This is a genomic window from Pseudomonas proteolytica, from assembly GCF_007858275.1.
Taxonomy (GTDB): domain Bacteria; phylum Pseudomonadota; class Gammaproteobacteria; order Pseudomonadales; family Pseudomonadaceae; genus Aquipseudomonas; species Aquipseudomonas proteolytica.
Window position 1 is genome coordinate 39,469 of the sequence record NZ_VFEV01000019.1, and the last position, 24,981, is coordinate 64,449.

A 24,981-nucleotide genomic window follows, 5' to 3' on the forward strand; every position below is an offset into this window, starting at 1 on the left:
ACGGGCTACTAGATAATCGCGCGCTACGGGGATCAGCGTAAATTGGTCCAATTTTGATTTAGGTAGAGACTTGTCCGCTCGCCCTTGGGGAATCATTTAGCCCCATCGGAGTCGGAACAATGCTCGCCAACCTGGCATATAGATAGCTGGCCGTTGGTTTTTTGATCTGTTTTCGGCGAGGGTTGCTCGTGATTGTTAGTCCCTGTAATGCACCAAAATTGTCTGCCAAACGGTTACGAAACGCACTGGTGACGGGCTCCGCCCTGTTTTGCCTGTTCGGCGCGGGTCAACTGTGGGCATTCAGTCTGGACGATGTGTCGGCCAAGGCAAAAGAGCTGGCCGGGCAGAAGTACGAAGCCCCGCGCAGCAATCTGCCGAACGAATTCCGCGAAATGAAATTCGCTGACTACCAGAAAATTCGTTTCCGCAATGAAAAAGCCGAGTGGGCCGATCAGAAAACCCCGTTCAAGCTGTCGTTCTATCACCAGGGCATGCACTTCGACACGCCGGTGAAGATCAACGAAATCACCGCGACCGACGTCCAGGAAATCAAGTACGACCCGACTCGTTTCGATTTCGGCGACGTCACGTTTGATCCTAAAGCCACCGATCAGCTGGGTTATGCCGGCTTTCGCGTGCTGTACCCGATCAACAAGGACGACAAGCAAGACGAAATCATGACCATGCTCGGCGCCAGCTACTTCCGCGTCGTGGGCAAGGACCAGGTCTATGGCCTGTCCGCCCGTGGCATGGCGATCGATACCGCGCTGCCGTCCGGCGAAGAGTTCCCGCGTTTCACCGAGTTCTGGATTGAGCGTCCAAAACCGGGTGACAAGCACCTAGTGATCTTTGCCTTGCTGGATTCGCCACGGGCCACTGGCGCCTATCGCCTGATCCTGCGCCCGGGTACCGACACCATTGTTGACGTCAAGTCGCAGATGTTCCTGCGTGACAAGGTCAGCAAACTGGGGGTTGCCCCGTTGACCAGCATGTTCCTGTTCGGCGCGAACCAGCCGTCCAAAGTGCTCAACTACCGTCGTGAACTGCACGATTCCAGCGGTCTGTCGATCCATGCCGGCAACGGCGAGTGGATCTGGCGCCCGCTGAACAACCCAAAACACCTGTCGGTCAGCAACTTCTCGGTAGAAAACCCGCGTGGTTTCGGCCTGTTGCAGCGCGGTCGCAACTTCAGCCAGTACGAAGACCTCGACGACAACTACGACAAGCGCCCAAGCGCCTGGATCGAGCCTGAAGGCGACTGGGGCAAGGGTTCCGTCGACCTGGTAGAGATCCCGACTGCCGACGAGACCAACGACAACATCGTTGCGTTCTGGAGCCCGGCCGAGCTGCCCAAGCCCGGTGAGCCGCTGGATATCGCCTACCGCCTGCACTGGACGCTCAACGACGCACCGTTCCACTCGCCAGACAGCGCCTGGGTCAAGCAGACCCTGCGTTCGACCGGTGACGTGAAGCAATCGAACCTGATCCGCCAGCCAGACGGCAGCGTGGCCTATCTGGTGGACTTCGAGGGCCCGTCCCTCAAGGCCCTGAAGCCCGATGCGGCAGTGCGCAGCCAGGTCAGCGTCGGCGAAAACGGCGAAGTCGTGGAAAACAGCGTGCGCTACAACCCGCACACCAAAGGCTGGCGCCTGACCCTGCGCTTGAAGATCAAGGACGCAGGCAAGCCGACCGAAATGCGTGCGGCCCTGGTCCAGGACATCGTCAAGCCTGAGCCAGAGCAGGCTTCCACCCAAGTCCTGAAGGCTGACAAAGTCCTGGCCAAGCAACACGAGAAACAGGCCAAGAAAGATGCCAAGGACAAGCAAGACAAGCAGCCAGAAGCTGCCCCAGCCACCCCGGAACCGGTCAAGACAGAACAAGTCCTGACTGAAACCTGGAGCAATCAGTTGCCTGCCGATGAGTAACTCCCCAGTCCAGCCAGAGACTCTTGCCGAGTATCTGGCGCATCTTCCGATGACCGACGAGCAGCGCGCCGAACTGGCGGGCTGCAAGTCCTTCTCCGAACTGCACGAGCGCCTGTCGTCGTCGACCTTTGACGCACCGGTGGACGCCGCGCAGGCGTCGGTTGGCCGCCGCTTGACCCTCAACACGGCCGAAGAGCTCGAAGACGCCGAAATGCTGGTGCTCGACGCCGCAGGTCGGGTTTGCCTCAAGGCTACGCCGCCGATCCGCCGTACCAGGGTGGTGCCCGAGCCTTGGCGCACCAATATCCTGGTGCGCGGCTGGCGCCGGCTGACCGGCCGCAGCAACCCGCCTGCGCCGCCCAAAGACGAACGCGTGCTGCCGGCTGCGCGCTGGCGCACGGTCGGTTCGATCCGCCGCTATATCCTGCTGGTGCTGATGCTCGGCCAGACGATTGTGGCCGGCTGGTACATGAAAGGCATCATGCCTTACCAGGGCTGGTCCTTCGTCGACTTTGACGAGGTGCGCAACCAGACCCTGCTGCAAACGGCCACCCAGGTACTGCCATACGCCTTGCAAACCAGCATCCTGATCATGTTCGGGATCTTGTTCTGCTGGGTTTCGGCAGGTTTCTGGACCGCGCTGATGGGCTTCCTCGAGCTGCTCACCGGTCACGACAAGTACCGCATCTCCGGCAAAAGCGCCGGCGACGAGCCGATCCCGAAAGATGCCCGTACCGCGCTGGTCATGCCGATCTGCAACGAAGACGTGCCGCGGGTTTTTGCCGGCCTGCGCGCGACCTTCGAGTCGGTGGCCGCTACCGGTGACCTCGATCGTTTCGACTTCTTCGTGCTCAGCGACAGTAACGACGCCGATATCTGCATCGCCGAGCAGCAAGCCTGGCTCGACGTCTGCCGCGAAGCCGGTGGCTTTGGCAAGATCTTCTATCGCCGCCGTCGCCGTCGCGTCAAACGCAAGAGCGGTAACCTCGACGACTTCTGCCGTCGCTGGGGCGGTGACTACAAGTACATGGTGGTCCTCGACGCCGACAGCGTGATGAGCGGCGAATGCCTGACCAGCCTGGTGCGCCTGATGGAAGCCACGCCGGACGCCGGGATCATCCAGACCGCGCCACGGGCTTCGGGCATGGACACCCTGTATGCGCGCATGCAGCAGTTCGCCACCCGCGTCTATGGCCCGCTGTTCACCGCCGGCCTGCACTTCTGGCAGTTGGGTGAATCCCACTACTGGGGCCACAACGCTATTATCCGCATGAAGCCGTTTATCGAGCATTGCGCCCTGGCGCCATTGCCAGGTAAAGGTGCGTTCGCTGGCTCCATCCTGTCCCACGACTTTGTTGAAGCAGCGCTGATGCGCCGTGCCGGCTGGGGCGTGTGGATTGCCTATGACCTGCCCGGCAGCTACGAAGAATTGCCGCCCAACCTGCTGGACGAACTCAAGCGTGACCGTCGCTGGTGCCACGGTAACCTGATGAACTTCCGCCTGTTCCTGGTCAAGGGCATGCACCCGGTACACCGTGCGGTGTTCCTCACCGGCGTGATGTCCTACCTGTCGGCGCCGTTGTGGTTCCTGTTCCTGGTGCTGTCCACGGCCCTGCTGGCGGTCAATACCCTGATGGAGCCGCAGTACTTCATGGCGCCACGCCAGTTGTACCCGCTGTGGCCGCAATGGCACCCGGACAAGGCGGTGGCACTGTTCTCCACCACCATCGTGCTGCTGTTCCTGCCCAAGTTGCTGAGCATCATCCTGATCTGGGCCAAGGGCGCGAAAGAGTTCGGTGGCAAGTTCAAGGTGACCTTGTCGATGCTGCTGGAGATGTTGTTCTCCATGCTGCTGGCGCCGGTAAGGATGATTTTCCACACCCGCTTTGTACTCGCCGCGTTCCTCGGCTGGGCTGCGACCTGGAATTCGCCGCAACGTGACGACGACTCCACGCCATGGAGCGAGGCGGTCAAGCGCCACGGCCCGCAGACCTTGCTGGGCTTCTTCTGGGCACTGCTGGTGGTGTGGTTGAACCCTAGCTTCCTGTGGTGGTTGGTGCCGATTGTCGGTTCGTTGATGCTGTCGATCCCGGTCTCGGTGATCTCCAGCCGGGTCAAGCTGGGCCTCAAGTCTCGCGACGAAAGCCTGTTCCTGATCCCCGAGGAATACAATCCGCCGCAGGCGCTGCTGTCGACCGACCTCTACACCCACGAAAACCGTTGGCATGCACTCAACGACGGTTTTGTACGGGCAGTGGTCGATCCGCAACAGAACGCCCTGGCCTGCGCCCTGGCAACCTCGCGCCATGGTCAGGCGGAGCCGATTGAGTGGCTGCGTACCGATCGCGTGCGCCATGCGTTGAAAGTCGGCCCGGCTGGGCTGAACAACAACGAGCGCGTGGCGTTGCTCAGCGACCCGGTGGCCCTGGCTCGCTTGCATGAGCAGGTCTGGAGCGAAGGGCACGCCGAATGGCTTGGCGCTTGGCGCGAGTCGGTCAAGGCCGATCCCCATGCGCCGTTGCTGCCGCTCAAGCCGCTGTCCTCCCAGGTGCAACCTGCCTGATTCAGACGCCCCCGAGACCTGTCTCGGGGGCGCTTGATACGCCCGTCCTACAGCGCTTGTCGCTCGCGTCTCAACCTTCTAACTTCGATACAAAAGACCCTGGCTCAAGGCGTATTGCCGTGCCTGCCAGTGGGTTAGGATCGCCCCCCAAATCTGAATAGACCGCCTCTGGTTTGCGCTGAATCCGCAACGCCCGGTGCGCGGCTGCTTAATGAAAAAGGGGCTTTTCATGGTCAAGGGTTACTGGTCGATACTGCTGCTGGGCTTTATCGTGTTTCTGCAGGTGCAGGTGGCACAGGCAGGCGCCATCGATGAGGCCGTGCGGCGCGGGGTACTGAAAGTGGGGACCGACCCCAACTACGTGCCCTTTGAAATGACCGACAAGCACGGGCGTGTGATTGGCTTTGAAGCCGACCTGCTCGAAGAGATGAGCAATGCCCTGGGGGTGACGCTGGAATGGGTCCCGGTGGCCTATACCGAACTGATCCCGGGCCTGCTGGCCGGCCGCTTCGACCTGATCGGCAGCGGCATGACCGTGACCCAGGAGCGCAACCTGCAACTCAACTTCAGTGATTCGTTCATCATTGTCGGCCAGACCGTCCTGCTCCACCCGCGCCTGGCCGGCAAGGTCGGCAGCATTGAAGACTTGAACGAAGCCGGCTATCGCATTGCTGCCGCAGACGGCACCACGGGCGAAGCCGCGGCGCGTCGCTTCCTGGGGGCTGCACAGCTGCGCAGCTTTGCCACGGCTGAGGAAGGCGTACGTCAGGTGGTCAGCGGCGAGGTGGATGCGTTTATCCACGATGCGCCCTATAACCTGATTGCCCTGGCCAAGCCGCAAAACCACGGGCTGCTGGCCCTGGAACAGCCTTTTACCTATGAACCCCTGGCGTTTGGGGTGAAGAAGGGCGATTACGACAGCCTGAACTGGATCAATCACTTCCTGAATCAGATTGCCCAGGACGGCACCTACGATCGGCTGCATGACAAGTGGTTCCGGGACACGGACTGGTTGTCGGAGATCGAATGATGGTCACAACTGCTTACATAAGTTCTAGAGCCTGGCCCCCTGTGGCAAACCGTCTAACTGCGCTTTTCTCCGGGGTTTTGTAGGGTTTTTCTGTCATATCCGCCAACAAATCCCGGCTAGACCTTTGTGCCGGTGGGCGAGTGGGTTAGCATCGCTCCCCGAAGAAATAGTGCAGCCGTGCTAAGGCCTGCATCAAAATAAAATGAGTCAGGGGACTTGGTGATGAAAAAGTATCTTTCGATGCTCATGCTCGGTGTTACAGCCTTGCTGGCAGTCAATACGGCCCAGGCCGGTGCGATTGACGACGCGGTCAAGCGCGGCACCTTGAAAGTCGGTATGGATCCGACCTACATGCCGTTCGAGATGACCAACAAACGCGGCGAAATCATTGGTTTCGAAGTCGACCTGCTCAAGGCGATGGCCAAGTCCATGGGGGTCAAGCTGGAACTGGTCTCCACCGGTTACGACGGCATTATCCCGGCCTTCCTGACCGGCAAGTTCGACATGATCGGCAGCGGCATGACCCTGACCCAGGAGCGTAACCTGCGCCTGAACTTCAGCGAACCGTTCATCGTGGTGGGCCAGACCCTGCTGATCCGCAAGGACCTGGAAGGCACCATCAAGTCCTATAAAGACCTGAATGACGAGAAATACCGCCTGACCTCCAAGCTCGGTACCACCGGCGAGATGGTGGCCAAGAAGCTGATCTCCAAGGCCAAGTACCACGGCTACGACAACGAGCAGGAAGGTGTGCTTGATGTGGTCAACGGCAAGGCCGACGCCTTTGTCTACGACGCGCCGTACAACGTGGTTGCCGAGAAAAAAGTCGGCAATGGCAAGCTGGTGTACCTCGAGGAACCCTTCACCTACGAGCCTCTGGCATTTGGCCTGAAGAAGGGCGACTACGACAGCATCAACTTCATCAACAACTTCCTGCACCAGATCAAGCACGACGGCACTTACGATCGCATCCATGACAAGTGGTTCAAGAGCTCCGAGTGGCTCAAGGACATGGAATAAGCTAGTTGTGGCGAGGGGGCTGTCGTGGCGAGGGGGCTTGTCCCCCGTTGGGTGGCGAAGCCGCCCCAAGCCCCCCCCTGCGGTCTATCTGACACAGCTGGGTAAGTCTTGCAGGGGCGGCTTCGCCACCCAGCGGGGGACAAGCCCCCTCGCCACAGAGGGGCTTGCCCCGACCTTGATGGATGTTGAGCAATGAAACAGAAAAAAGCCCAATGGCCCTGGCACCTGCTGACCGTGCTGGTGCTGGTCGGCCTGGCCGGCGCTTTGTACTACGCCACCTCGCTGATGTCCTACGAATGGCGCTGGAACCGCGTGCCGCAATACTTCGCCTACCAGGCTGAAGAGTCCAAGCGGGCGGCGGATATTTCCACCGTGGTCGAGTTGGTACGCAAGGGCGACGTTGCTGAAGTTACCTTGCGCAACGACGCCGGCGCCGAGCAGCACCTGACGGTGGCCGAAAACAGCCTGCAAGTGGCCCGTGGCGACGATGTGGCCGAAGGCGATGTGATCGGTGTGACCCGACATTGGGCGCTGGGCCCATTGATGTGGGGCTTGTGGACCACTCTGTGGCTGTCGCTGGTCTCGGGGGTGTTGGGCTTGTTGATTGGCCTGGCGACGGGCCTGTGTCGTTTGTCGAATAACCCGACCCTACGCGATCTGTCGACGATCTACGTCGAACTGGTACGCGGCACGCCGCTATTGGTGCAGATCTTCATTTTCTACTTCTTCATCGGCACGGTATTGAACCTGTCCCGCGAGTTCGCCGGTATTGCCGCGCTGTCGCTGTTTACCGGCGCCTACGTGGCGGAAATCGTGCGTGCCGGTGTGCAGTCGATTGCCCGTGGCCAAGGCGAAGCGGCCCGGTCCCTGGGTTTGAGCGCCAGCCAGTCGATGCGCCACGTGGTGTTGCCGCAGGCCTTCAAACGCGTGCTGCCGCCGTTGGCCGGGCAGTTTATCAGCCTGGTCAAGGACACCTCGCTGGTCTCGGTGATCGCCATTACCGAGCTGCTCAAGAGCGGTCGCGAGGTCATCACCACCTCGTTCTCGCCGTTTGAAATCCTGTTCTGTGTCGCAGGCCTGTACCTGCTGATCAACCTGCCGCTGTCGAAAATGGCCAGCCGGCTTGAGCGGAGGCTCGCCCAAAGTGATTGAAGTCCGCGATCTGGTAAAAGTCTTCGACACCCGTGGGCATGTGGTCCGCGCCGTGGATCACGTCACCACCCAGGTGGCCAAGGGCGAAGTGCTGGTAGTAATCGGCCCATCTGGCTCTGGTAAGTCGACGTTCCTGCGCTGCCTCAATGGCCTGGAGGAGTTCGACTCAGGCTCGGTGAGCATCGACGGCTTGCAACTGGCCGACCCCAAGACCGATGTGAACGCCTATCGTCGCGAAGTCGGCATGGTGTTCCAGCACTTCAACCTGTTCCCGCACATGACCGTCCTGGAGAACCTGTGCCTGGCGCAGAAAGTCGTGCGCAAGCGTGGCAAGAAAGAGCGTGAGGCCAAGGCCCTGGCGTTGCTGGAAAAGGTCGGCATTGCACAGAAAGCCAACGAGTTCCCCTCGCGGCTTTCCGGTGGCCAGCAACAGCGTGTGGCGATTGCCCGGGCGTTGGCCATGGAACCCAAGGTCATGTTGTTTGACGAGCCCACTTCGGCACTGGACCCGGAAATGGTCGGCGAAGTGCTGGATGTCATGAAAACCCTGGCCCTGGAAGGCATGACCATGGTCTGCGTCACCCACGAAATGGGCTTTGCCCGGGAAGTGGCGGATCGGGTGTTGTTTTTCGATCACGGCAAACTGCTGGAAGATGCTGCGCCCGCGCAGTTCTTCGATTCGCCGAAGGATCCACGGGCACAGGCGTTCTTGCGTCAGGTCCTGTAAGTCGCGGGGGCAGGTTCAAACCTTGAACTTGCCCACGCACTTCTGAAGATTGCTGCCCAATCGGGCCAGTTCAATACTTGCCGCCGCTGTCTGTTCGCTGGCCGCGGCGGTTTGTTCCGACACATCCCGCACTTTCAACACGCTGCGATTGATCTCTTCGGCCACCGCACTTTGCTGCTCGGCGGCGGCGGCGATCTGTGGGTTCATTTCCTGGATGAGCAGCACAGTGCGCGCGATTTCCGTCAGGGCATCCCCGGCGTTGCGTGTCAGGCCGACACTGCGATCGGTCAGGGTGCGGCTGTTGTCCATGATATCGGCAACCTGTTGCGTGCCACTGTGCAGCCCGCCAATCAGCTCTTCGATTTCCTCGGCAGATTGCTGGGTGCGTTGGGCAAGGCTGCGCACTTCGTCAGCGACCACGGCAAAGCCTTGGCCGGCTTCCCCGGCGCGGGCGGCTTCGATCGCCGCATTGAGTGCCAGCAGGTTGGTCTGCTGGGACACCGATTTGATCACCTCCAGCACACTGCCGATCTTCTGGCTTTCCCGTTGCAGGCCCAGCATCGCCTGGCTTGAGCGCGCCATCTCGTGGGCGAGGTGTTCAATGTGCGCCACTGCATCTGTCACCACCTGGTCCCCCAGTTCGGTCTGCTGATTCGCCTGGCTGGCGGCAATCGCGGCCTGTTCGGCATGCCGGGCCACTTCCTGGGCGGTGGCGAGCATCTGGTTCATGGCGGTCGCTACCTGCTCGGTTTCGTCGCGCTGATTGCTGACGCCCGCGCGGGTTTGCTCGGTGACGGCCGAAAGCTCTTCGGCGGCGCTGGCGATCTGCCGGGCATTGTCGCTGATGCTGCCGATTAGGCTCCGCAGGTTGAGGGTCATTTGCGCCATGCTGCATTGCAACTGACCCAGTTCATCCCGGCGCCGGGTTTGCACATCGTGGCTCAGGTCTCCATCGGCGATGCGGTTGGCCACGGCCAGCGCCCGGCGTAGCGGTTTTACGATCTGCCCGGCAATCACCCAGGCCGCCAGGGCGCCGAACAGCAAGGCTGCAGCAGTGATGGCAATGGTTTGGGTGCGGGCATTTTCCGCCTCTTGGTTGCGACGCTCGGTCTGGTCCTGACTGAGCAGGTCACTTTGTGCCAACAGATGGTCCAACTGCTGCTCCAGCAGGTTCTGCGCCTTTTCGGTGTTGAGTTGGGTATCGCGCAGGCGTGTCAGATGGGTGCGGATGCTGAGTACGACATTTTTCAATGCGCCGCTGTCCACCGGTAACTTCTCTACGGCGGCCTGGGCCAGTTCGAGGCTGCGTTGCGCGTCGCTGACGGCCTGGGCATAGGCATCCAGGGAACTGGCGGCCCAGGCCGGGCTTGTGGCGCGGTCTTCGGCCTGTTCGATGGCCAGGCGCAAATCCTCGACGGTATCGAGGGCCTTCTGGTCTTCTTGATCGGGTAGGTCGCTGGCCAATTGGGACAGGGCGTCACCGCCGTCGATCGTGCTTTGCTTCAATTGTTCACGGGCGGTTTCCCGCTGCTTGACCAGTGCCGGTACATCCTTGAGCGTGGTTTTGAACTGGCCGGAAATACTGACCATGCTTTGCAGGTATTGGAGCGGCTTGGCTACCGTGACGCGTGTTGTAACCTCGGCCAGATACCCGTCGACCCGCTCTATGGAAAGGCTGAGTTTTTTCAGGCTGGCCTCATCGTCAAGGGTGCGGTAGACGATGCGGTCGGCCCGCAGCTCTTCGCCGGTCACCGCCAGTTGCGCCAGTACGCTCAGGGTCTGCGAACGGTAGAGCGAAGCGGCCAGGGCCTGCCAGCCGGTTAGGGCAATCACCAGGCTCAGGGCCAAGACCAAGGCAAAACCCAGAACCAGTTTGAGGGTGACGCTGGCGTCACCCAGCAGTTGAGTCATTCGACGAAGCATGGTCAACCTCCGGCAAGTGAACAAAGGCGTTCGCTGTACCGGGGCGCCGAAGGGCGTGGACACAGTGAACCCATTTGAACGCTAGTTCCGTTGGGCGCCGGGCGTATGGATCACGGTCTGAAAAGAATGTAGGAAACTTCACAAGCTTTAAGCGGCGACCCGGACGGATCGCCGCGAAGGGCAGGTATCAAACCCGGAAGCGGCCGACCAGTGCCTGCAGATGAGTGCCCAGGCGCGCCAGTTCGGTACTGGAGGCGGCGGTCTCTTCACTGGCCGCTGCGGTCTGCTCCGACACATCACGCACATTCAGCACGCTGCGGTTGATCTCTTCGGCCACCGCGCTCTGTTGCTCGGCGGCGGTGGCGATCTGCTGGTTCATGGCCTGGATCGCCGAAACCGTGCGAGTGATGTTTTCCAGGGCATTGCCGGCCCGGCGGGTCAGCTCGACGCTGCTGTCGGTGAGGCTGCGGCTGTTGTCCATGATGGTCGCCACTTGTTGGGTGCCACTTTGCAGGCCGACGATCAGTTCTTCGATTTCCTCGGTGGATTTCTGCGTGCGTTGCGCCAGGCTGCGCACCTCATCGGCCACCACCGCGAAGCCACGACCGGCTTCCCCGGCGCGTGCGGCTTCAATAGCGGCGTTGAGTGCCAGCAGGTTGGTTTGTTGGGCCACGGACTTGATCACGTCCAGGACGCTGCCGATCTTGTCGCTTTCGCGCTTGAGATGGCCCATGGCCTCGGTGGAGTTGCCGACTTCGCCGGCCAGGCGCTCGATCTGGGCGATGGCCTCGCCGACCACTCTGTCACCTTCGCGGGCCTGTTGGTCGGCGGCGACGGCGGCTTCGGAAGCCTCTTCGGCATTGCGCGCCACTTCCTGCACGGTGGCGGCCATTTCGTTCATGGCGGTGGCGACCTGGTCAGTCTCGACCTTCTGGCTGTTGACCCCGGCGCTGGTCTGCTCGGTAACGGCCGACAACTCTTCGGCAGCACTGGCGATCTGCGTCACGCCGTCGCTGATCCCGCCGATCAAGTCGCGCAGGCCCATGGTCATGCTTTGCATGGCACGTTGCAGTTGGCCCAGTTCGTCCTGGCGTTGCGAGACCAGGTCGTGGGTCAGGTCACCGGCAGCGACCCGCTCGGCGACCTTGAGGGTCTGGCTCAGTGGAATCACGATCTGGCGGGTGATCGCCCAGGCCGCCACGATGCCGAAGACCAGCGCCAGGGCGGTGGCGAGCATCAACAGGAACTTGGCCTGTGCAGCGTCGGCGTCGCGGATGATGGTTTGTGAGGCTGTGAGTTTTTTGCTGCGGTCGAACAGCAGGTCGCCTTGTTCAGCCATGGCCTTGAGGGCTGCGGCGCTGGCCACCTGGGAATCACGGAACTGGCTGACTGCCGCGAGGTAGGCCTTGAGGGAGTCGCTGGCCTCTTGCAGGTTGGCGCTGTATTGCTCCGGCAATTGACTGCGCAGGCTGTCGGCGTTTTTCAGGGCGTTGGCGATGGCGTCCAGGGCCGGCTGCTCGGCCTCGACCTTGGCGCTATAGGTGTAGCCACGTACCTGGAAGCGCGCCTGTTGGATCAACTTGCTCAAGTCGATCACGCTGTTGAATTGGCTGACGCTGTCGCCTTGCAGCAGGCTCTTTTCGATCTCCGACACGCGGGCGACGGCGTTGTCAGCGGTGGCGCCGAGTTTGCTGCGGGCGTCTTCGCGATGGGCGCCAGCCTGGACCATGGCGCTGAAGGACTGCTTGTACTTGGCGACGGCAGCCAGTTGCTCGTCGATCAAGGCGACATCGGCCGGCTGCTCGATCTGGCTACGCGCGGTCTTGAGGCCGCTGTCGAGTTTTTCCATCAGCTCGTTGACCAGCCCGGGACCCTGTTCGCCACGGCGCATTTCATAGTCCAGGCGGGCCTGGCGCAGGTCTTTGGTCAGTTCATTGAGGCTGGAAATAAAGCCCAGTTTATCGCCCCGGCTGATCACGCCGCTAAGGCCCGTCCAGCCAGTGAAGGTGATCAGAAGCGTGAGGAGCAACACCAGGCCAAAGCCCACGCTCAGCTTGCGATTGACGCTCACATTTCCCAGTTTTTCAGCTAGCCAACGGTGCATGCGGTGAACTCCCCTGAACAAGGCTTGGACTTATCCTGAGGGTATCGGCATGCACGCGCGATTCTGTAGGAGCGAGCTTGCTCGCGAAAATTGTCAACGATAACGGGTACTTGCTAAATGAACGCGCGGCTCTCAAGTTTTTCGCGAGCAAGCTCGCTTCTACAGGAGATTTCAGTGGTCTATCAGAGCGGGTTAGAAGAGGCGGGCCAGCAGCGCGGTGACGGCGGTTTCTACCCGCAGGATCCGCGCACCCAGCTGCACCGGCTGCAATCCGGCCTTGGCCAGCAAATCCACCTCATAGGGGATCCAGCCACCTTCGGGACCGATGGCCAGGGTCACCGGCTCATCCACATCGCGAGGGCAGGGCGGGTACGCGCCGGGGTGCCCGACCAGGCCAAGGGTGCCCTGGGCCAGGGCCGGCAGGCGGTCTTCGACGAAGGGCTTGAAGCGCTTTTCGATGATGATCTCGGGCAACACGGTATCCCGGGCTTGTTCCAGGCCAAGGATCAGTTGTTCGCGAACCGCTTCGGGCTCCAGGAAGGGCGTCTGCCAGAAGCTCTTCTCGACCCGATAGCTGTTGACCAGCACCACCCGTGGCACGCCCATGGACGCCACCGTCTGCAACACCCGACGGAGCATCTTCGGGCGCGGCAGGGCCAGCAGTAACGTCAGTGGCAGTTTGGCCGGTGGCGGCTGGTCGAGGGTGATTTGCAGCTCGGCCTCGTCCGCTTCCAGGCGCAGCAGCTGGGCATTGCCCATTAGAGCGCCAATGCGCCCCACGCGCAGGCTGTCGCCGACCGCCGCACGATGCACTTGCTGCATGTGCACCAGGCGTCGGTCACGCAGCACCACCCGGTCGGCCGCGATAAAGTCGGCGTCTTCAAGCAGCAGCAGGTTCACGGTTGTGTCGCTGGCGGCTGGTCGTCATCGGCGGGTTGGTCATCCGGGTGTTCGCCACGCTTGCTCACCAGGCTGCCAAACAGGATGCCTACTTCAAACAGCATCCACATCGGCACGGCCAGCAAGGTTTGCGAGAAGATATCCGGCGGGGTCAGGATCATGCCGACCACGAAGCAGCCGATGATCACGTAAGGGCGGATCTTGCGCAGGTACTGCACGTCGACCACGCCGATCCACACCAGCAATACCACCGCCACCGGGATCTCGAAGGCCACGCCAAAGGCGAAGAACAGCGTCATCACGAAGTCGAGGTAGCTGGTGATGTCGGTCATCATTTCCACGCCGGCCGGGGTGGCGGCGGCGAAGAACTTGAAGATCAGCGGGAACACCAGGAAGTACGCAAACGCCATGCCGGTGTAGAACAGCATGATGCTCGACACCAGCAGCGGCACTGCGATGCGCTTTTCATGCTTGTACAAGCCCGGGGCGATAAAGCCCCAGATCTGGTGCAGGATCACCGGGATCGCCAAAAACAGCGAAACCATCATCGTCAGCTTGAGCGGCGTCAGGAACGGCGAGGACACGTCGGTGGCGATCATCGTCGCGCCCACCGGCAGGTACTCGCGCAGTGGCGTGGAGACAAAGGTGTAGATCTGCTGGGTAAAGGCAAACAGCCCGGCAAAAATCACGAAGATCGCCGCGACACACCGCAGCAGGCGGGTGCGCAACTCGGTGAGGTGCGAGACCAGCGGCATGTGCTGGTCGTTTTCCGGTTTATCAGCGCTCATGGGGCTCGCGGTGGCAATGTAGGGTCGTGGGGAGCGGGCGACGCGGCAGGCGTCGGCGCTGGTTCTGCTGGGGGCACGGGCGTTGCGGCCGGGGTGGTTTGGGCCACTGGCGCAATGCTCTGCTCGGCCACCGGCTCAACCGGTGTCGGCGCCTGTTGCTGGGGCGCGAGAATTTTCCGCGCTTCCTGCTCCAGGGACAGAATGTGTTCGTTGTGCAGTTGCCGGCGGATCTCGTCGGCGCCGATTTCCCGTTCAACTTCCTGTTTGATGGCGTTGAAACTGCGTTTCAGGCGCCCGACCCACAGGCCGGCCGTGCGTGCGGCGCCGGGCAGGCGTTCAGGCCCCAGCACCAACAGGGCAACAAGGCCGACGAGCAGCAGTTCAGAGAAGCTGATACCAAACATTAGTCAGTGCTCACGAGTCTTTGCGGGACGGCTCTTCGACTTTCTCGGCCTGTACGTCGAAGGTGCGACGCTCAGTGATCGGCTGCGCGGCTTGGGGGTGTACAGGTTGCGCCGGAGGAATCGGGTTGGCGCCGGCATCGGCCGGTTTTTCGTCGTCGTTCATGGCCTTGCGAAAGCCCTTGATGGATTCGCCGACATCGGTGCCCAGGTTCTTCAGTTTCTTGGTACCGAACACCAGGACGACTACCACGAGAATGACGATCCAGTGTTTCCAGTCAAAAATGCCCATGCTGCAATTCCTCAGTCAGAAAGTTATTCAGGCGGACGGGCGCGAGGCCTTTTCGGCGTGCCCGGACAAGCCGAAGCGACGGTCCAGTTCATCCAGCACGGCCTGTGGGTGCTGCCCCAGTTGGGCGAGCATCACCAGGCTATGGAACCACAAGTCGGCGGTCTCATAGATTACATCGCTGTAGTCGCCGCTGATTTCGGCATCCTTGGCGGCGATGATGGTCTCGACGGATTCTTCGCCGAGTTTTTCCAGAATCTTGTTCAGACCCTTGTGGTACAGGCTGGCGACATAGGAGCTGTCGGCGTCCGCACCTTTGCGGTCTTCCAGCACCTGGGCCACACGGTTCAGGGTATCGCTCATGTTCAATGTCCTGCCGAGTAAATGGCGTGCGGGTCTTTGAGCACCGGCTCGACGGTTTTCCACGCGCCGTTCTCGAACACCCGGTAGAAGCAGCTGTGGCGGCCGGTATGACAGGCGATGTCGCCGATCTGCTCGACCATCAGCACGATCACATCGGCGTCGCAATCCAGGCGCATCTCGTGCAGTTTTTGCACATGCCCGGACTCTTCGCCCTTGCGCCACAGTTTGCCACGGGAACGTGACCAGTAGATGGCACGCTGCTCGGCGGCAGTCAGGCTCAGGGCCTCGCGGTTCATCCAGGCCATCATCAGGATGCGCCCGGTCTTGTGGTCCTGGGCAATGGCTGGCACCAGGCCGTCACTGTCCCACTTGATCTCGTCCAGCCAGTCTTTCATCTTCGACTCCGACAGCCGTGCGTGGCCCGCCCCGGCATTGTGCAACAGTGTATAACCGGTCGGCCTATCGACGCACGACCAGATAAAGGCCCACGGCGACCATGATTGCGGCCGGCCAGTGACCCAGTTCGTGCAACGGCCCGCCGACGGCAAGCACCGCGCCAGCGCCCAGGTGCGCCGCGCCCAGCAGGCGCAGGAACCAGTCGTCCTTGCGCTGGTGCCACGGCGGCGCCGGGTCCTTGGCGTGGGGCTGGGACATGCGTTCGAGCAGGTCGCGGGTCATGTTGGCCAGGTGCGGCAGTTGCTCGACCTGGCTTTGCAGGTTGCCCAACAGTGTTTTCGGGCTGACGCGCTCGCGCATCCAGCGTTCAAGGAACGGTTGTGCGGTGTTCCACAGGTCCAGGTCCGGGTACAGCTGGCGGCCCAGGCCTTCGATATTGAGCAGGGTCTTTTGCAGCAATACCAGTTGCGGCTGCACTTCCATATTGAAGCGCCGGGCCGTCTGGAACAGGCGCATCAGTACCTGGCCGAAGGAAATATCTTTTAACGGTTTTTCGAAGATCGGCTCGCACACGGTGCGGATCGCCGCTTCGAATTCATTGAGCTTGGTTTCGGCCGGCACCCAGCCCGAATCGATGTGCAATTGCGCCACGCGGCGGTAGTCACGCTTGAAGAAGGCAAACAGGTTGCGCGCCAGGTAGTCCTGGTCCTCGGGGGTGAGGCTGCCGACGATGCCGCAGTCGATGGCGATGTACTGCGGGCTCCACGGGTTCACCGTACTGACGAAGATATTGCCGGGGTGCATGTCGGCGTGGAAGAAACTGTCGCGAAACACCTGGGTGAAGAAAATCTCCACACCGCGCTCGGCGAGCATCTTCATATCGGTGCGCTGGTCGGCCAGGGTCGCCAGGTCGGTGACCTGCACCCCGTAGATACGCTCCATCACCAGCACTTTCGGCCGGCACCAGTCCCAATACACCTGCGGCACATACAGCAGCGGCGAGCCCTCGAAGTTACGCTTGAGCTGGCTGGCGTTGGCCGCCTCGCGCAGCAGGTCGAGTTCGTCGTAGATGGTTTTTTCGTAGTCGGCGACCACGTCCACCGGGTGCAGCAGGCGCGCATCGGCAGAGAACCGCTCGGCGGCGCGGGCAAGGATGAACAGCCACGCCAGGTCCTGGCCGATGATCGGCTTGAGGCCAGGGCGGATCACCTTGACCACGACTTCTTCGCCGGTTTTCAGCTGCGCGGCATGCACCTGGGCGACCGAAGCCGAGGCCAGGGGCTCGACGTCGAACCGGCTGAACACTTCGCTGATTTTCTTGCCCAGCTGTTCTTCGATCAGCTTCATCGATTGCTGTGAGTCGAACGGCGGCACGCGGTCTTGCAGCAGCATCAGCTCGTCGGCGATATCTTCGGGCAGCAGGTCACGGCGGGTGGACAGGATCTGCCCGAACTTGATGAAGATCGGCCCCAGGTCCTGCAAGGCCAGGCGCAGGCGCGCACCACGGCTCAGGTCCAGGGTCTTGCGCGGGAACCAGCGCCACGGCAGCACATAGCGCACCGCCAGCAGAAACCACGGCAGCGGCAGGGCGAACAGCAGGTCATCGAGGCGGTAGCGAATGACGACGCGTTGGATTCGGAACAGACGGCGGACGGCGAGCAGCTTCATGCGTTATCGCTTGGATCAAGGGAGCGGCTCAGGCGCTCGAAGCGCGCCTCAAGCCGTTCCAGGTCGAGTTTGGCCTGGTCGAGTTCACGAAAGCGCGCTTCGGCTTCCCGTTGTCCGACGAGGGTGCGCGATTCTTCGCTCAGGTATTCGGCGAGGTTTTGATTGAGGCTGGCGAAGCCCTGCTGGTACCAGCGCGAGCGGCTGCGCAGGTGCCCGCTGATCAGTTGGGTGGCCACGGGGCCCAGCCAGCGGGACAGCTCGTATTCCCAGTCCAGCTCCAGGTCTTGCAGCACGGCGGCCAGGTCCATCAGCACCGCGCTATCGCCTTCAAGCTCCACGTCCGGGCCGTGCAGGATCGCGGTCTTGTCCCGGCTCATGGCCAGGCGCAGCAGGCTTGAGCCGGAGGCACGCAGGGTGCAGTCGGCATCGGCGGCCCAATGTGCCGCCAGCAACAGGCCTTCATCGCTGGGCAGGATGAACAGTTGCAAGGCGGGGCTGGTGCAATCGACGGCAATGATCTTGCCATTGAGGTGCGCCAGCCGCGCCAGAGCGGTGCTGTCCAGGCGCAGGACACGGTTGAGGCCGTGTTCGACGCTGGCGAGAAGGCCCGTGAACAACATCAGGGTTTGATGCCGCGGTGCAGGGCAACGATGCCGGAGGTCATGTTGTGGTAGGTCACGCGGTCGAAACCGGCCTCGACCATCATCGACTTCAGGGTTTCCTGGTTCGGGTGCATGCGGATCGATTCGGCCAGGTAGCGATAGCTTTCGGCGTCATTGGTGATCAGCTTGCCCATCAACGGCATGAAGGCGAACGAGTAGGTGTCGTAGACCTTGGACATCAGCGCGTTGGTCGGCTTGGAGAACTCCAGCACCAGCAGGCGGCCGCCCGGCTTGAGCACCCGCAGCATCGAGCGCAGGGCGTCTTCTTTATGGGTCACGTTGCGCAGGCCGAAGGCGATGGTCACGCAGTCGAAATGGTTGTCGGGGAACGGCAGCTTTTCAGCGTCGGCCTGGACGAACTCGATATTGCCCGCCACGCCCTTGTCCAGCAGGCGATCGCGGCCCACCTTGAGCATCGAGCCATTGATGTCGGCCAATACCACCTGGCCGGTAGGGCCAACGAGCTTGGAGAACTTGGCTGCCAGGTCGCCTGTGCCGCCGGCGATGTCCAGCACCCGATTGCCGGTGCGCACGCCCGACAACTCGATAGTGAACCGTTTCCACAGGCGGTGCATGCCGCCCGACAGTACGTCGTTCATCAGGTCGTACTTGGCGGCCACGGAGTGGAACACTTCAGCGACTTTTTCCGCTTTCTGGCTTTCCGGGACGTTCTTGAAGCCGAAGTGAGTGGTGGGTTCGGCATCGCTGCCTTTGCGCTGATCAGTCATATCGCTGTCACCAAAAGAGAATGCGGGACATGATAATCCCCAGGGCCTGCTTTGTCTTGGCAAGGCTGAAGGTAAGATAGATCGCCACCGAGACCTTTTGCCGCATGGCCGGGTAAACAAGGGGCTCAATAAGTCTTTGCAGCGAGGAGTCATTCACATGGCCCGGATACAGGTTGAACGTGCCCATACACTTGGCAAAGAAGTCGCCAGGGCGAAGGCCGACAAGTTGGCGCACAAACTCAAGGAACAATACGGCCTTGAGCCGTCGTGGTCCGGCGATACGCTGAACCTCAAGCGTTCCGGGGTCAAAGGCACGGTGAAAGTAGCCGAGGACTCTTTAAGGATCGAGGTGGAACTGGGTCTATTGATGTCGGCCATGAGTGGCACCATCAAGTCGGAAATCGAAAAGGCCTTGGATAAGGCACTGGCCTGACCTGTACTTGCAGCGCAAACACTCAACTGTGGCAAGCAGGCTGTTGTGGCGAGGGGGCACCCCCGCTGGGCTGCGCAGCAGCCCCAATAAGGCACACCTCATTTTTATCAGATACACCGAGGTGCCAGGCTTTGGGGCTGCTGCGCAGCCCAGCGGGGGCGATGCGGCGCTCCGACAAGCCCCCTCGCCACGACTAGGCACGTAGTGGTACTTGAGCGCCTTTGAAAGGGCTGCTTGTTAGGGTGCCGATTCTAATTTTTCTCCCTACTTTGTAGTCAGCCCTCAACTCCTGTGGGCAGTTCCTCCACCCTTTTATGCGTGAGGTGCACCATGGCCAAAGTTATTTTGAAGAAAAAAATCGACACCCAAAACAACGCTCTGAGTGAGGTTAAAACCTATGCTCGCAAGATCTGGTTGGCGGGTTTGGGGGCTTACGCGAAGGTCGGCAGCGAAGGCAGCGAGTATTTCAAGGAACTCGTTAAGTCCGGTCAACATGTTGAAAGCAAAGGCAAAAAAGTTGTGAATGAACAACTTGATGCAGCCAACAGTCAGATTGATTACGTCAAGAGCAATGTCTGCGACGTCAAAGGTCGTGTGGAAGTGCAACTGGATAAAGTCGAGAAGGCTTTTGATGCGCGTGTCGCAAGTGCCTTGAATCGTATCGGCATTGCGTCTAAACATGACGTGGAGACACTCTCTGCTAAGCTCGATGAGCTAACGGCATTGCTCGAACGTGTCGCGCGTAAACACTAAGGAGACATCGGATGGCTGTTAAAAAGACTACTCAGAAAGAAGGCAGCTCTTGGGTCGGGAAAGTTGAAGAATACTCCCGCAAGATCTGGCTGGCTGGTTTAGGCGTGTACTCGAAGATCGACAGTGACGGCAGCAAACTCTTCGAGACTTTGGTTAAAGACGGCGAGAAGGCCGAGAAGTTGACCAAGAGCACCGTCGGTAAACAAGTCGATGCGGCCAAGGCGAGCGCCAGCTCTGCCAAGTCCCGTATCAGTGATGCCAAAAAACAGGTCCTGGGTACCTGGGGCGAACTGGAAGGTGCACTCGACAAGCGTCTTAACAGTGCCATTTCGCGCCTGGGCGTGCCCAGCCGCAATGAAGTGAAGGCGCTGCACAGCAAGGTCGATACCCTGACCAAGCAGATCGAGAAACTGACCGGCGCCAAAGTGGCTCCCGCCAAAGCGGCGGCAAAACCTGCTGCCAAGCCGGTTGCGAAAACCGCGGCAGCCAAGCCTGCAGCGAAAACCGCAGCCAAACCGTTGGTCAAGGCCGCCGCCAAACCTGCCGCTAAGCCTGCGGCCAAGGCAGCTGCCAAGCCTGCGGCAAAAACGGCCGCAGCCAAACCTGCGGCCAAGAAACCAGTGGCTGCCAAAGCTGCTGCAAAACCTGTGGCCAAGCCAGCCGCGAAACCGGCCGCCAAGCCAGCAGCCAAGCCAGCGGCAAAAACCGCTGCGGCGAAACCTGCGGCCAAGCCCGTTGCAGCCAAACCGGCCGCCAAGCCTGCAGCGGCCAAACCTGCTGCAAAGCCTGCGGCGAAAAAGCCGGCTGTAGCCAAGAAGCCAGCAGCACCAAAGCCAGCCGTTGCGGCCAAACCCGCAACGACGGCATCCGCGACCAACTCGGCCACTGCGCCGACGCCCGCTGCGGCTACCCCGACTGTCACGCCGGTAACCCCGCCTACCAGTCAGTCCTGATCGTTACGGGACACCTGAAAACGCCCGGCCTGCAAAGGTCGGGCGTTTTTTATTGTGCACAACGAGCTATTTCGCCAGCGCCATCCAAACCCATCAGTTGTAGGTGATTGAAACGGTCACCGCGCTCACCAGCGTGCCTTGGCTGATCGCTGCGCCGGTTTTATGGTACGCCGCCGTGAGCGGGATCACCGCCTTGTGGCTGTTCGTTGCAATCTTGCGGCTGCGTTTGGCCACGTTGCCATTGGCAGCAATCGCAAAAACCGGGGACGCGCGGTGTGCCAACCACAAGGCCGTGCCTTTCGATGTCCCCGTATTGGAAAACAATGCCGGATTGCCGGTCGACGGCGTGCCGGCGAACAGGAACGTCACGTGGCGGATGTCCGATTCGCAATCGGCCGAAATCTCGAAATCAAACGCGCCCGCACTCGGCGCGGCATCGAAGTCGGAGATCTTGATGGCCGGCAGCGTAAAGGTGCGGTTTTCGTCGCCGGCGGCCAGGTTGCACGTGCCGGCCTCGACCTGGCCGTTGAAGTGCAGGGTGCCCGTGGCATTTGCGTGCGCCGTATTGGCCGCGAGGCCAGCCGTCACGGCCAGCAGTAGCGAGAGTCTGCGGGTGCTCATTAGATAGTTCTCCGGGATTCAGTTGTAGGTGATGTTGACGGTAGCGGTGCTGAGGAGGGTGCCTTGGCTGACCGTGCCGTTTGTGTGGTAAGCCGCGCCCAGCGGCAGGACTGCGCGATCGCCGGAAACCACCACCGTGCGTGTGTCGCTGGTGCCGTCGGCGTTGATGTTCTGGACTGCGCCATTGATCCGCGAATACAGCCACAGTGCGACGCCGCCGGCAGTGCCGGTATTGGCGAAGAGGGCGTTGTTGCCCCCGGCGGGGGTGCCGGAAAAACGGAAAGTGACCTGGGAGGCATCCTGGCAGATCGCAGTGAGCTCGAAGTCGCGGGCGCCGGTGAAGGTGGCGTTTTGCAAAGTACTGACCTTGACCGGATCGAGTGCAATGGTGCGGTTGACGTCCCCGGTTGCCAGGTCGCAGGTGGCAGCAGGGCTGACAAACCGCACGGCGTTGCCGAGCAGCAGGGTGAAACTCTCCGGGGTGTTGTCCATCCGGTTCACCCGGATGGCCCCGGCCGGGAGGGTACCGTCGGTGACCGGCCCGGTTTTATAGAACTTCAGCGTCGCGCCGGTGAAGCTGTGGACTTGTCCTGAGAATCTGCTCTGCTGGTTATGCAATGCGAACGGATAATCGATGCCTGCGGCATTCGTGAGTCTCAGGCGTACGCCCACACCTGGCGCTTCGGTGCGATAGGCCGCTGGGTAGCCGGGGTCTTTGGTCTGGTAGCGCCCGGTGATCGTCAACAGTGTCCAGGTGGGGCAGTTCGTGGTGAAGGCCTGCGCTGTGCCGCTGAAGGTACCACTGAAAATTTCGGCACCCACCGGGAGACTGGCCGGTACGGTGACAGTGGCGGGCATGTTGAGGGTCAGTGTGTCGTTCTGATACCGGTCGCACGCGGCGTGCGCGGCGCTCGAGAGGCCGGACATTAGCAGTGTTGCAATGAGTTTGATGGGGTGTTTCATCGTCAGTCCTGCGCTGGGAAATAGGGCGTGTGCGTGGCTGTCTACAACGCGGCGTTGGCTGCATCGCCCCGGCAGGTGCCTGCGTGCAGATGACGCAGCCGCTGGGTGCCAGCCGCCTGCGCCTGGGCGTTCACGTCGTAGTGCAACTGGCACGCGGTGCTGGCGTCGGCGCCCCACCTGACGGTCAATTGGCCCAACGGGCGGGCCACGCGGACAAACGCTTTGCCGCCCTGGCCGACAACTCCGACGCTGGCACCGTCCTCGTCGAACACATCGGCACCGAACGGCAGCGGGCTGCGGTCCTGGCGCGGTGCCGTGATCAATAAGGCCTGACCGCTGATCGTGCCGAATTGCAGCTTGACCACCGAACCGGCGCGGGGCGCCACATTCTGCGAGGCCGTCTTGAGCTCGACATCGACGGGCAGGTCCTTGGGGTCCAGTTCGACGATGTTCTGGCGGTAGGGCGTCAGGTGGGGCACCACGGCAAAGCCGCCGTCGGTGACTTGCGAACGGTGGTGACCATTGATTTGCGCGCCCTGGGCGTCGGGGGCTTGGACGATGCCCAGGGTATCGCCCAGTTCGGGGGCAAAAATCACCCCGCCCGAGTGGGCGACAATGCCCCCGGTCATGCCCAGGGAGGTCGAACGGTAGGCGTCGCTCTGGCCATAACCGGCAGACAGCACGCCATGGTTTGTCTGGTATTTCGCGTCGGCGCTGGTGGTGCTGCCGCTGCCCTGGGCCCGGCTGCGGCTGACGCTGTAGCTCAGTTGACTGTGTTCGCCCAGGCTGCCGCCCAGGCTGATCCGCTCACCGCTGCCTTGGTCGCCGCGGTAGGCCGTGGTAGTCAAGGTTGGCGAGCGGGCGCCGCTGCCCAGTGGCAGGCTCAAGGTGACGTCTACTTGCTGAGTGACCCTTTCACTGAGCACGTCACGGCTGCGTTGGGCGCTGACGGTGTAGTGAAGGCCTTTCCAGGTGCTGCTGTACCCCGCCGTGAACGTCAGGTTGCCCTGCGCGCGGTTCCAGTAGTTTTGTGCAGAACCTGTCAGGTACACCGAACCGCTGCCCACGCCCTGGCTCAGGCTCAGGTCCGTGCGGGCGCGCAGGCGGGTCACGTCGTCCAGGTTCAGCCCGTCGATGGCGAGGTCGCGAATGCGCGCAGCGTCGCCCAGGCTCAGGAAACCGGTGGTGGAGTAACGGTAAGCGCCAAGGGCAAAGTGGGTGCCGGTGTCTGCGAAGTTCTTGCTGTAGCGCAGTTGTACGCTCTGCCCGTCACGGGAGCCGTGACCCGGCAGATGGGCATTTGAATGGGTCAGGTCGACAGACAGCGCACCCCATGGCGTATTGAATGCCGTGCCCAGCAACTGCGATTGGTAGTCGTCACCCATCATGGCGCCGGTGTAGCCGGTCAGCAGATTGTTCAGGCCATGCTGATAAGTGGCCTGCACCAGGCTGGGCGGATGCCGCAGGCCGATTTCATCAAGTTGACCGACACTCAACGAGTGGCGGTGATAGCCGGGACGCAGCAGGTTGGCATTGGCGGCGAACGGCACGATGAACGCGCGCTGGCGCCCGTCGGCTTCGGTGATCGTCACGCTCAGGTCTCCGCCATAACCGGTCGGGGAAAAGTCCTTGAGCACAAAGGGGCCAGGCGCGACGGAGACTTCGTCCAACAACACGCCGCGCTGGCGCACGCTGACGCGGGCGTTGGTCTCGGCGACGCCGCGCACCACGGGCGCAAAACCGGTCAGGGAGTCCGGCAGCATGCGGTCATCACTCGACACACTGGCACCGCGCAGGCGCACGCTGTCGAACAGCTCGCCCGGTGTGTAGATTTCGCCCACCATCAACTGTGATTGCCACGCGCTCAGCTCGCGCTGCACATAGGTGGCGTTGCTTTGATAGCCGCTGGCATTGTTGGAGTGGCTGTAACTGGCGTCGTGACGCCAGTGCCAATCACCCAGATTGAGCCCGGTGTTGAGGCCCAGGTACATCGAGCCCCGTGAGCGCCCGCCGGCCTGGGTGCTGAAGGTATTGGCGTTGTAGCGCACAAAGGCGGCATCGATGCCGCTGTCCCAGTGCCGTGGGTCGATGTAGCCCCGCGCCTGGCGAGCCAGGTAAACCTGTGGCACCTGCAGGTCCAGGCGGTTTTCGCCTGGGTCAAATTGGCCGCTGGCGCCAGGCAGATAAGTGGCGATATCGGCGCAGGGGGCAAATGCGGCGTTGCCCAGGTCGATACCAAACCGCTGCAGCGCATCACGCTCCAGGCACACCTGGGCGCTACGCTGGCCGTCGAGTGCGACGAAGGTCAAGGTTTCGCGTCCGATCCACTGCCCGTTGAGGTGTACCTCGGTGCGGTAACTGCCGGGCAGCACCACGTTACCCTGGTTGAACTTGGCAATATCGACCTGCAAACCCGCTGCTGCACCGGCGAAGAAGGCCGGGTTGAACTCGACGTGTTCGGCACTGTGGGCGCCCATGGCATAGGCGCCGCTCAGCAGCAGGCTAGGCACCAGGGTGTTGAAACTCATATCTACGATTCTCAAAGGCAAGTGCTGTCCAAATCCCGGCATAGGGCGTCCCTACCCCGGGCAGTGGGCATTCAGCGAAGGCATGTGTTGA

General features: G+C 61.5%; 23 protein-coding genes and 1 pseudogene. 9 read left to right on the top strand and 15 right to left on the bottom strand.

The features are described 5' to 3' along the window. Nucleotides 1-188: 188 nt before the first annotated feature. The 6 genes from FIV38_RS15330 (at nt 189) to FIV38_RS15355 (ending at nt 8,417) form a co-directional block, all read left to right on the top strand. Nucleotides 189-1,925 carry a glucan biosynthesis protein G gene (locus FIV38_RS15330; RefSeq protein ID WP_029295974.1) on the top strand — a complete coding sequence of 579 codons (1,737 nt, stop codon included), beginning with the start codon at nt 189-191 and terminating at the stop codon, nt 1,923-1,925. Continuing rightward, a complete protein-coding gene (mdoH, locus tag FIV38_RS15335) occupies nt 1,918-4,488 on the top strand; it encodes a glucans biosynthesis glucosyltransferase MdoH (protein ID WP_092232855.1) in 2,571 nt (856 codons plus the stop codon). The genes FIV38_RS15330 and mdoH overlap by 8 nt, the downstream gene beginning before the upstream one ends. A 229-nt stretch (nt 4,489-4,717) precedes the next feature. Then, nucleotides 4,718-5,518: a transporter substrate-binding domain-containing protein gene (locus FIV38_RS15340; protein ID WP_092232858.1), complete on the top strand. Its 801-nt coding sequence runs from the start codon at nt 4,718-4,720 to the stop codon at nt 5,516-5,518. Between the two features lie 222 nt (nt 5,519-5,740). After that, nucleotides 5,741-6,538, top strand: coding sequence for a transporter substrate-binding domain-containing protein (locus FIV38_RS15345; protein WP_029295979.1), 798 nt, complete (start codon nt 5,741-5,743; stop codon nt 6,536-6,538). Between the two features lie 192 nt (nt 6,539-6,730). After that, nucleotides 6,731-7,690 (top strand): amino acid ABC transporter permease, encoded by a 960-nt coding sequence (locus tag FIV38_RS15350; RefSeq protein ID WP_070995902.1) that lies wholly within the window; start codon nt 6,731-6,733, stop codon nt 7,688-7,690. Beyond that, entirely contained in the window at nt 7,683-8,417 is a 735-nt protein-coding gene (locus tag FIV38_RS15355) for an amino acid ABC transporter ATP-binding protein (protein ID WP_029295984.1), read from the top strand. The genes FIV38_RS15350 and FIV38_RS15355 overlap by 8 nt, the downstream gene beginning before the upstream one ends. Before the next feature lie 15 nt (nt 8,418-8,432). Here the strand turns inward: FIV38_RS15355 and FIV38_RS15360 are convergent, their stop codons facing one another. The 12 genes and pseudogenes from FIV38_RS15360 to ubiE all read right to left on the bottom strand — a co-directional run bounded on the left by FIV38_RS15360 (nt 8,433) and on the right by ubiE (nt 18,639). After that, entirely contained in the window at nt 8,433-10,340 is a 1,908-nt protein-coding gene (locus FIV38_RS15360) for a methyl-accepting chemotaxis protein (protein WP_167362626.1), read from the bottom strand. Between the two features lie 187 nt (nt 10,341-10,527). Next, nucleotides 10,528-11,400 (bottom strand): methyl-accepting chemotaxis protein, encoded by an 873-nt coding sequence (locus tag FIV38_RS30980; RefSeq protein WP_371923394.1) that lies wholly within the window; start codon nt 11,398-11,400, stop codon nt 10,528-10,530. Continuing rightward, nucleotides 11,383-12,444, bottom strand: a pseudogene (locus FIV38_RS30985) (methyl-accepting chemotaxis protein); the annotation flags it as partial. The gene FIV38_RS30980 and the pseudogene FIV38_RS30985, both read right to left, overlap by 18 nt. Nucleotides 12,445-12,636: 192 nt before the next feature. Then, nucleotides 12,637-13,344, bottom strand: coding sequence for a 16S rRNA (uracil(1498)-N(3))-methyltransferase (locus tag FIV38_RS15370; protein ID WP_029295990.1), 708 nt, complete (start codon nt 13,342-13,344; stop codon nt 12,637-12,639). Continuing rightward, nucleotides 13,341-14,132, bottom strand: coding sequence for a twin-arginine translocase subunit TatC (gene tatC, locus FIV38_RS15375; protein WP_029295992.1), 792 nt, complete (start codon nt 14,130-14,132; stop codon nt 13,341-13,343). The genes FIV38_RS15370 and tatC overlap by 4 nt, the downstream gene beginning before the upstream one ends. Next, entirely contained in the window at nt 14,129-14,536 is a 408-nt protein-coding gene (gene tatB / locus FIV38_RS15380; RefSeq protein ID WP_029295994.1) for a Sec-independent protein translocase protein TatB, read from the bottom strand. The genes tatC and tatB overlap by 4 nt, the downstream gene beginning before the upstream one ends. 10 nt (nt 14,537-14,546) lie before the next feature. Beyond that, nucleotides 14,547-14,825: a twin-arginine translocase TatA/TatE family subunit gene (locus FIV38_RS15385; protein ID WP_070995899.1), complete on the bottom strand. Its 279-nt coding sequence runs from the start codon at nt 14,823-14,825 to the stop codon at nt 14,547-14,549. A gap of 27 nt (nt 14,826-14,852) precedes the next feature. Beyond that, complete coding sequence (locus tag FIV38_RS15390) at nt 14,853-15,185, bottom strand: phosphoribosyl-ATP diphosphatase (protein WP_029295998.1); 333 nt, start codon at nt 15,183-15,185, stop codon at nt 14,853-14,855. Between the two features lie 2 nt (nt 15,186-15,187). Beyond that, the gene (hisI, locus tag FIV38_RS15395; protein WP_029296001.1) at nt 15,188-15,580 is read right to left on the bottom strand and encodes a phosphoribosyl-AMP cyclohydrolase; all 393 of its coding nucleotides are present in this window, start codon (nt 15,578-15,580) and stop codon (nt 15,188-15,190) included. A gap of 64 nt (nt 15,581-15,644) precedes the next feature. After that, entirely contained in the window at nt 15,645-17,249 is a 1,605-nt protein-coding gene (gene ubiB / locus FIV38_RS15400) for a ubiquinone biosynthesis regulatory protein kinase UbiB (protein ID WP_070995898.1), read from the bottom strand. Next, nucleotides 17,246-17,869: a ubiquinone biosynthesis accessory factor UbiJ gene (locus FIV38_RS15405; protein ID WP_029296005.1), complete on the bottom strand. Its 624-nt coding sequence runs from the start codon at nt 17,867-17,869 to the stop codon at nt 17,246-17,248. Before FIV38_RS15405 ends, ubiB begins: the two co-directional genes overlap by 4 nt. Next, a complete protein-coding gene (ubiE, locus tag FIV38_RS15410) occupies nt 17,869-18,639 on the bottom strand; it encodes a bifunctional demethylmenaquinone methyltransferase/2-methoxy-6-polyprenyl-1,4-benzoquinol methylase UbiE (protein WP_003209306.1) in 771 nt (256 codons plus the stop codon). Before ubiE ends, FIV38_RS15405 begins: the two co-directional genes overlap by 1 nt. A gap of 157 nt (nt 18,640-18,796) precedes the next feature. Between ubiE and FIV38_RS15415 the strand changes: the two genes are divergently transcribed. The 3 genes from FIV38_RS15415 (at nt 18,797) to FIV38_RS15425 (ending at nt 20,778) form a co-directional block, all read left to right on the top strand. Next, nucleotides 18,797-19,072, top strand: coding sequence for a polyhydroxyalkanoic acid system family protein (locus FIV38_RS15415; RefSeq protein WP_070995896.1), 276 nt, complete (start codon nt 18,797-18,799; stop codon nt 19,070-19,072). Between the two features lie 330 nt (nt 19,073-19,402). Next, entirely contained in the window at nt 19,403-19,825 is a 423-nt protein-coding gene (locus tag FIV38_RS15420; protein WP_092232866.1) for a phasin family protein, read from the top strand. 11 nt (nt 19,826-19,836) lie between these two features. Beyond that, entirely contained in the window at nt 19,837-20,778 is a 942-nt protein-coding gene (locus FIV38_RS15425) for a phasin family protein (protein WP_092232869.1), read from the top strand. Between the two features lie 93 nt (nt 20,779-20,871). On the opposite strand, the gene FIV38_RS15430 is transcribed toward FIV38_RS15425, so the two are convergent. From FIV38_RS15430 to FIV38_RS15440, 3 genes are read right to left on the bottom strand one after another with little or no spacing between them, the layout of a single operon-like run. Beyond that, a complete protein-coding gene (locus FIV38_RS15430; protein WP_029296016.1) occupies nt 20,872-21,399 on the bottom strand; it encodes a fimbrial protein in 528 nt (175 codons plus the stop codon). 18 nt (nt 21,400-21,417) lie between these two features. After that, nucleotides 21,418-22,362 carry a fimbrial protein gene (locus FIV38_RS15435; RefSeq protein WP_092232872.1) on the bottom strand — a complete coding sequence of 315 codons (945 nt, stop codon included), beginning with the start codon at nt 22,360-22,362 and terminating at the stop codon, nt 21,418-21,420. A 41-nt stretch (nt 22,363-22,403) separates the two neighbouring features. Then, the gene (locus FIV38_RS15440) at nt 22,404-24,890 is read right to left on the bottom strand and encodes a fimbria/pilus outer membrane usher protein (protein WP_092232875.1); all 2,487 of its coding nucleotides are present in this window, start codon (nt 24,888-24,890) and stop codon (nt 22,404-22,406) included. Between the last annotated feature and the right edge of the window lie 91 nt (nt 24,891-24,981).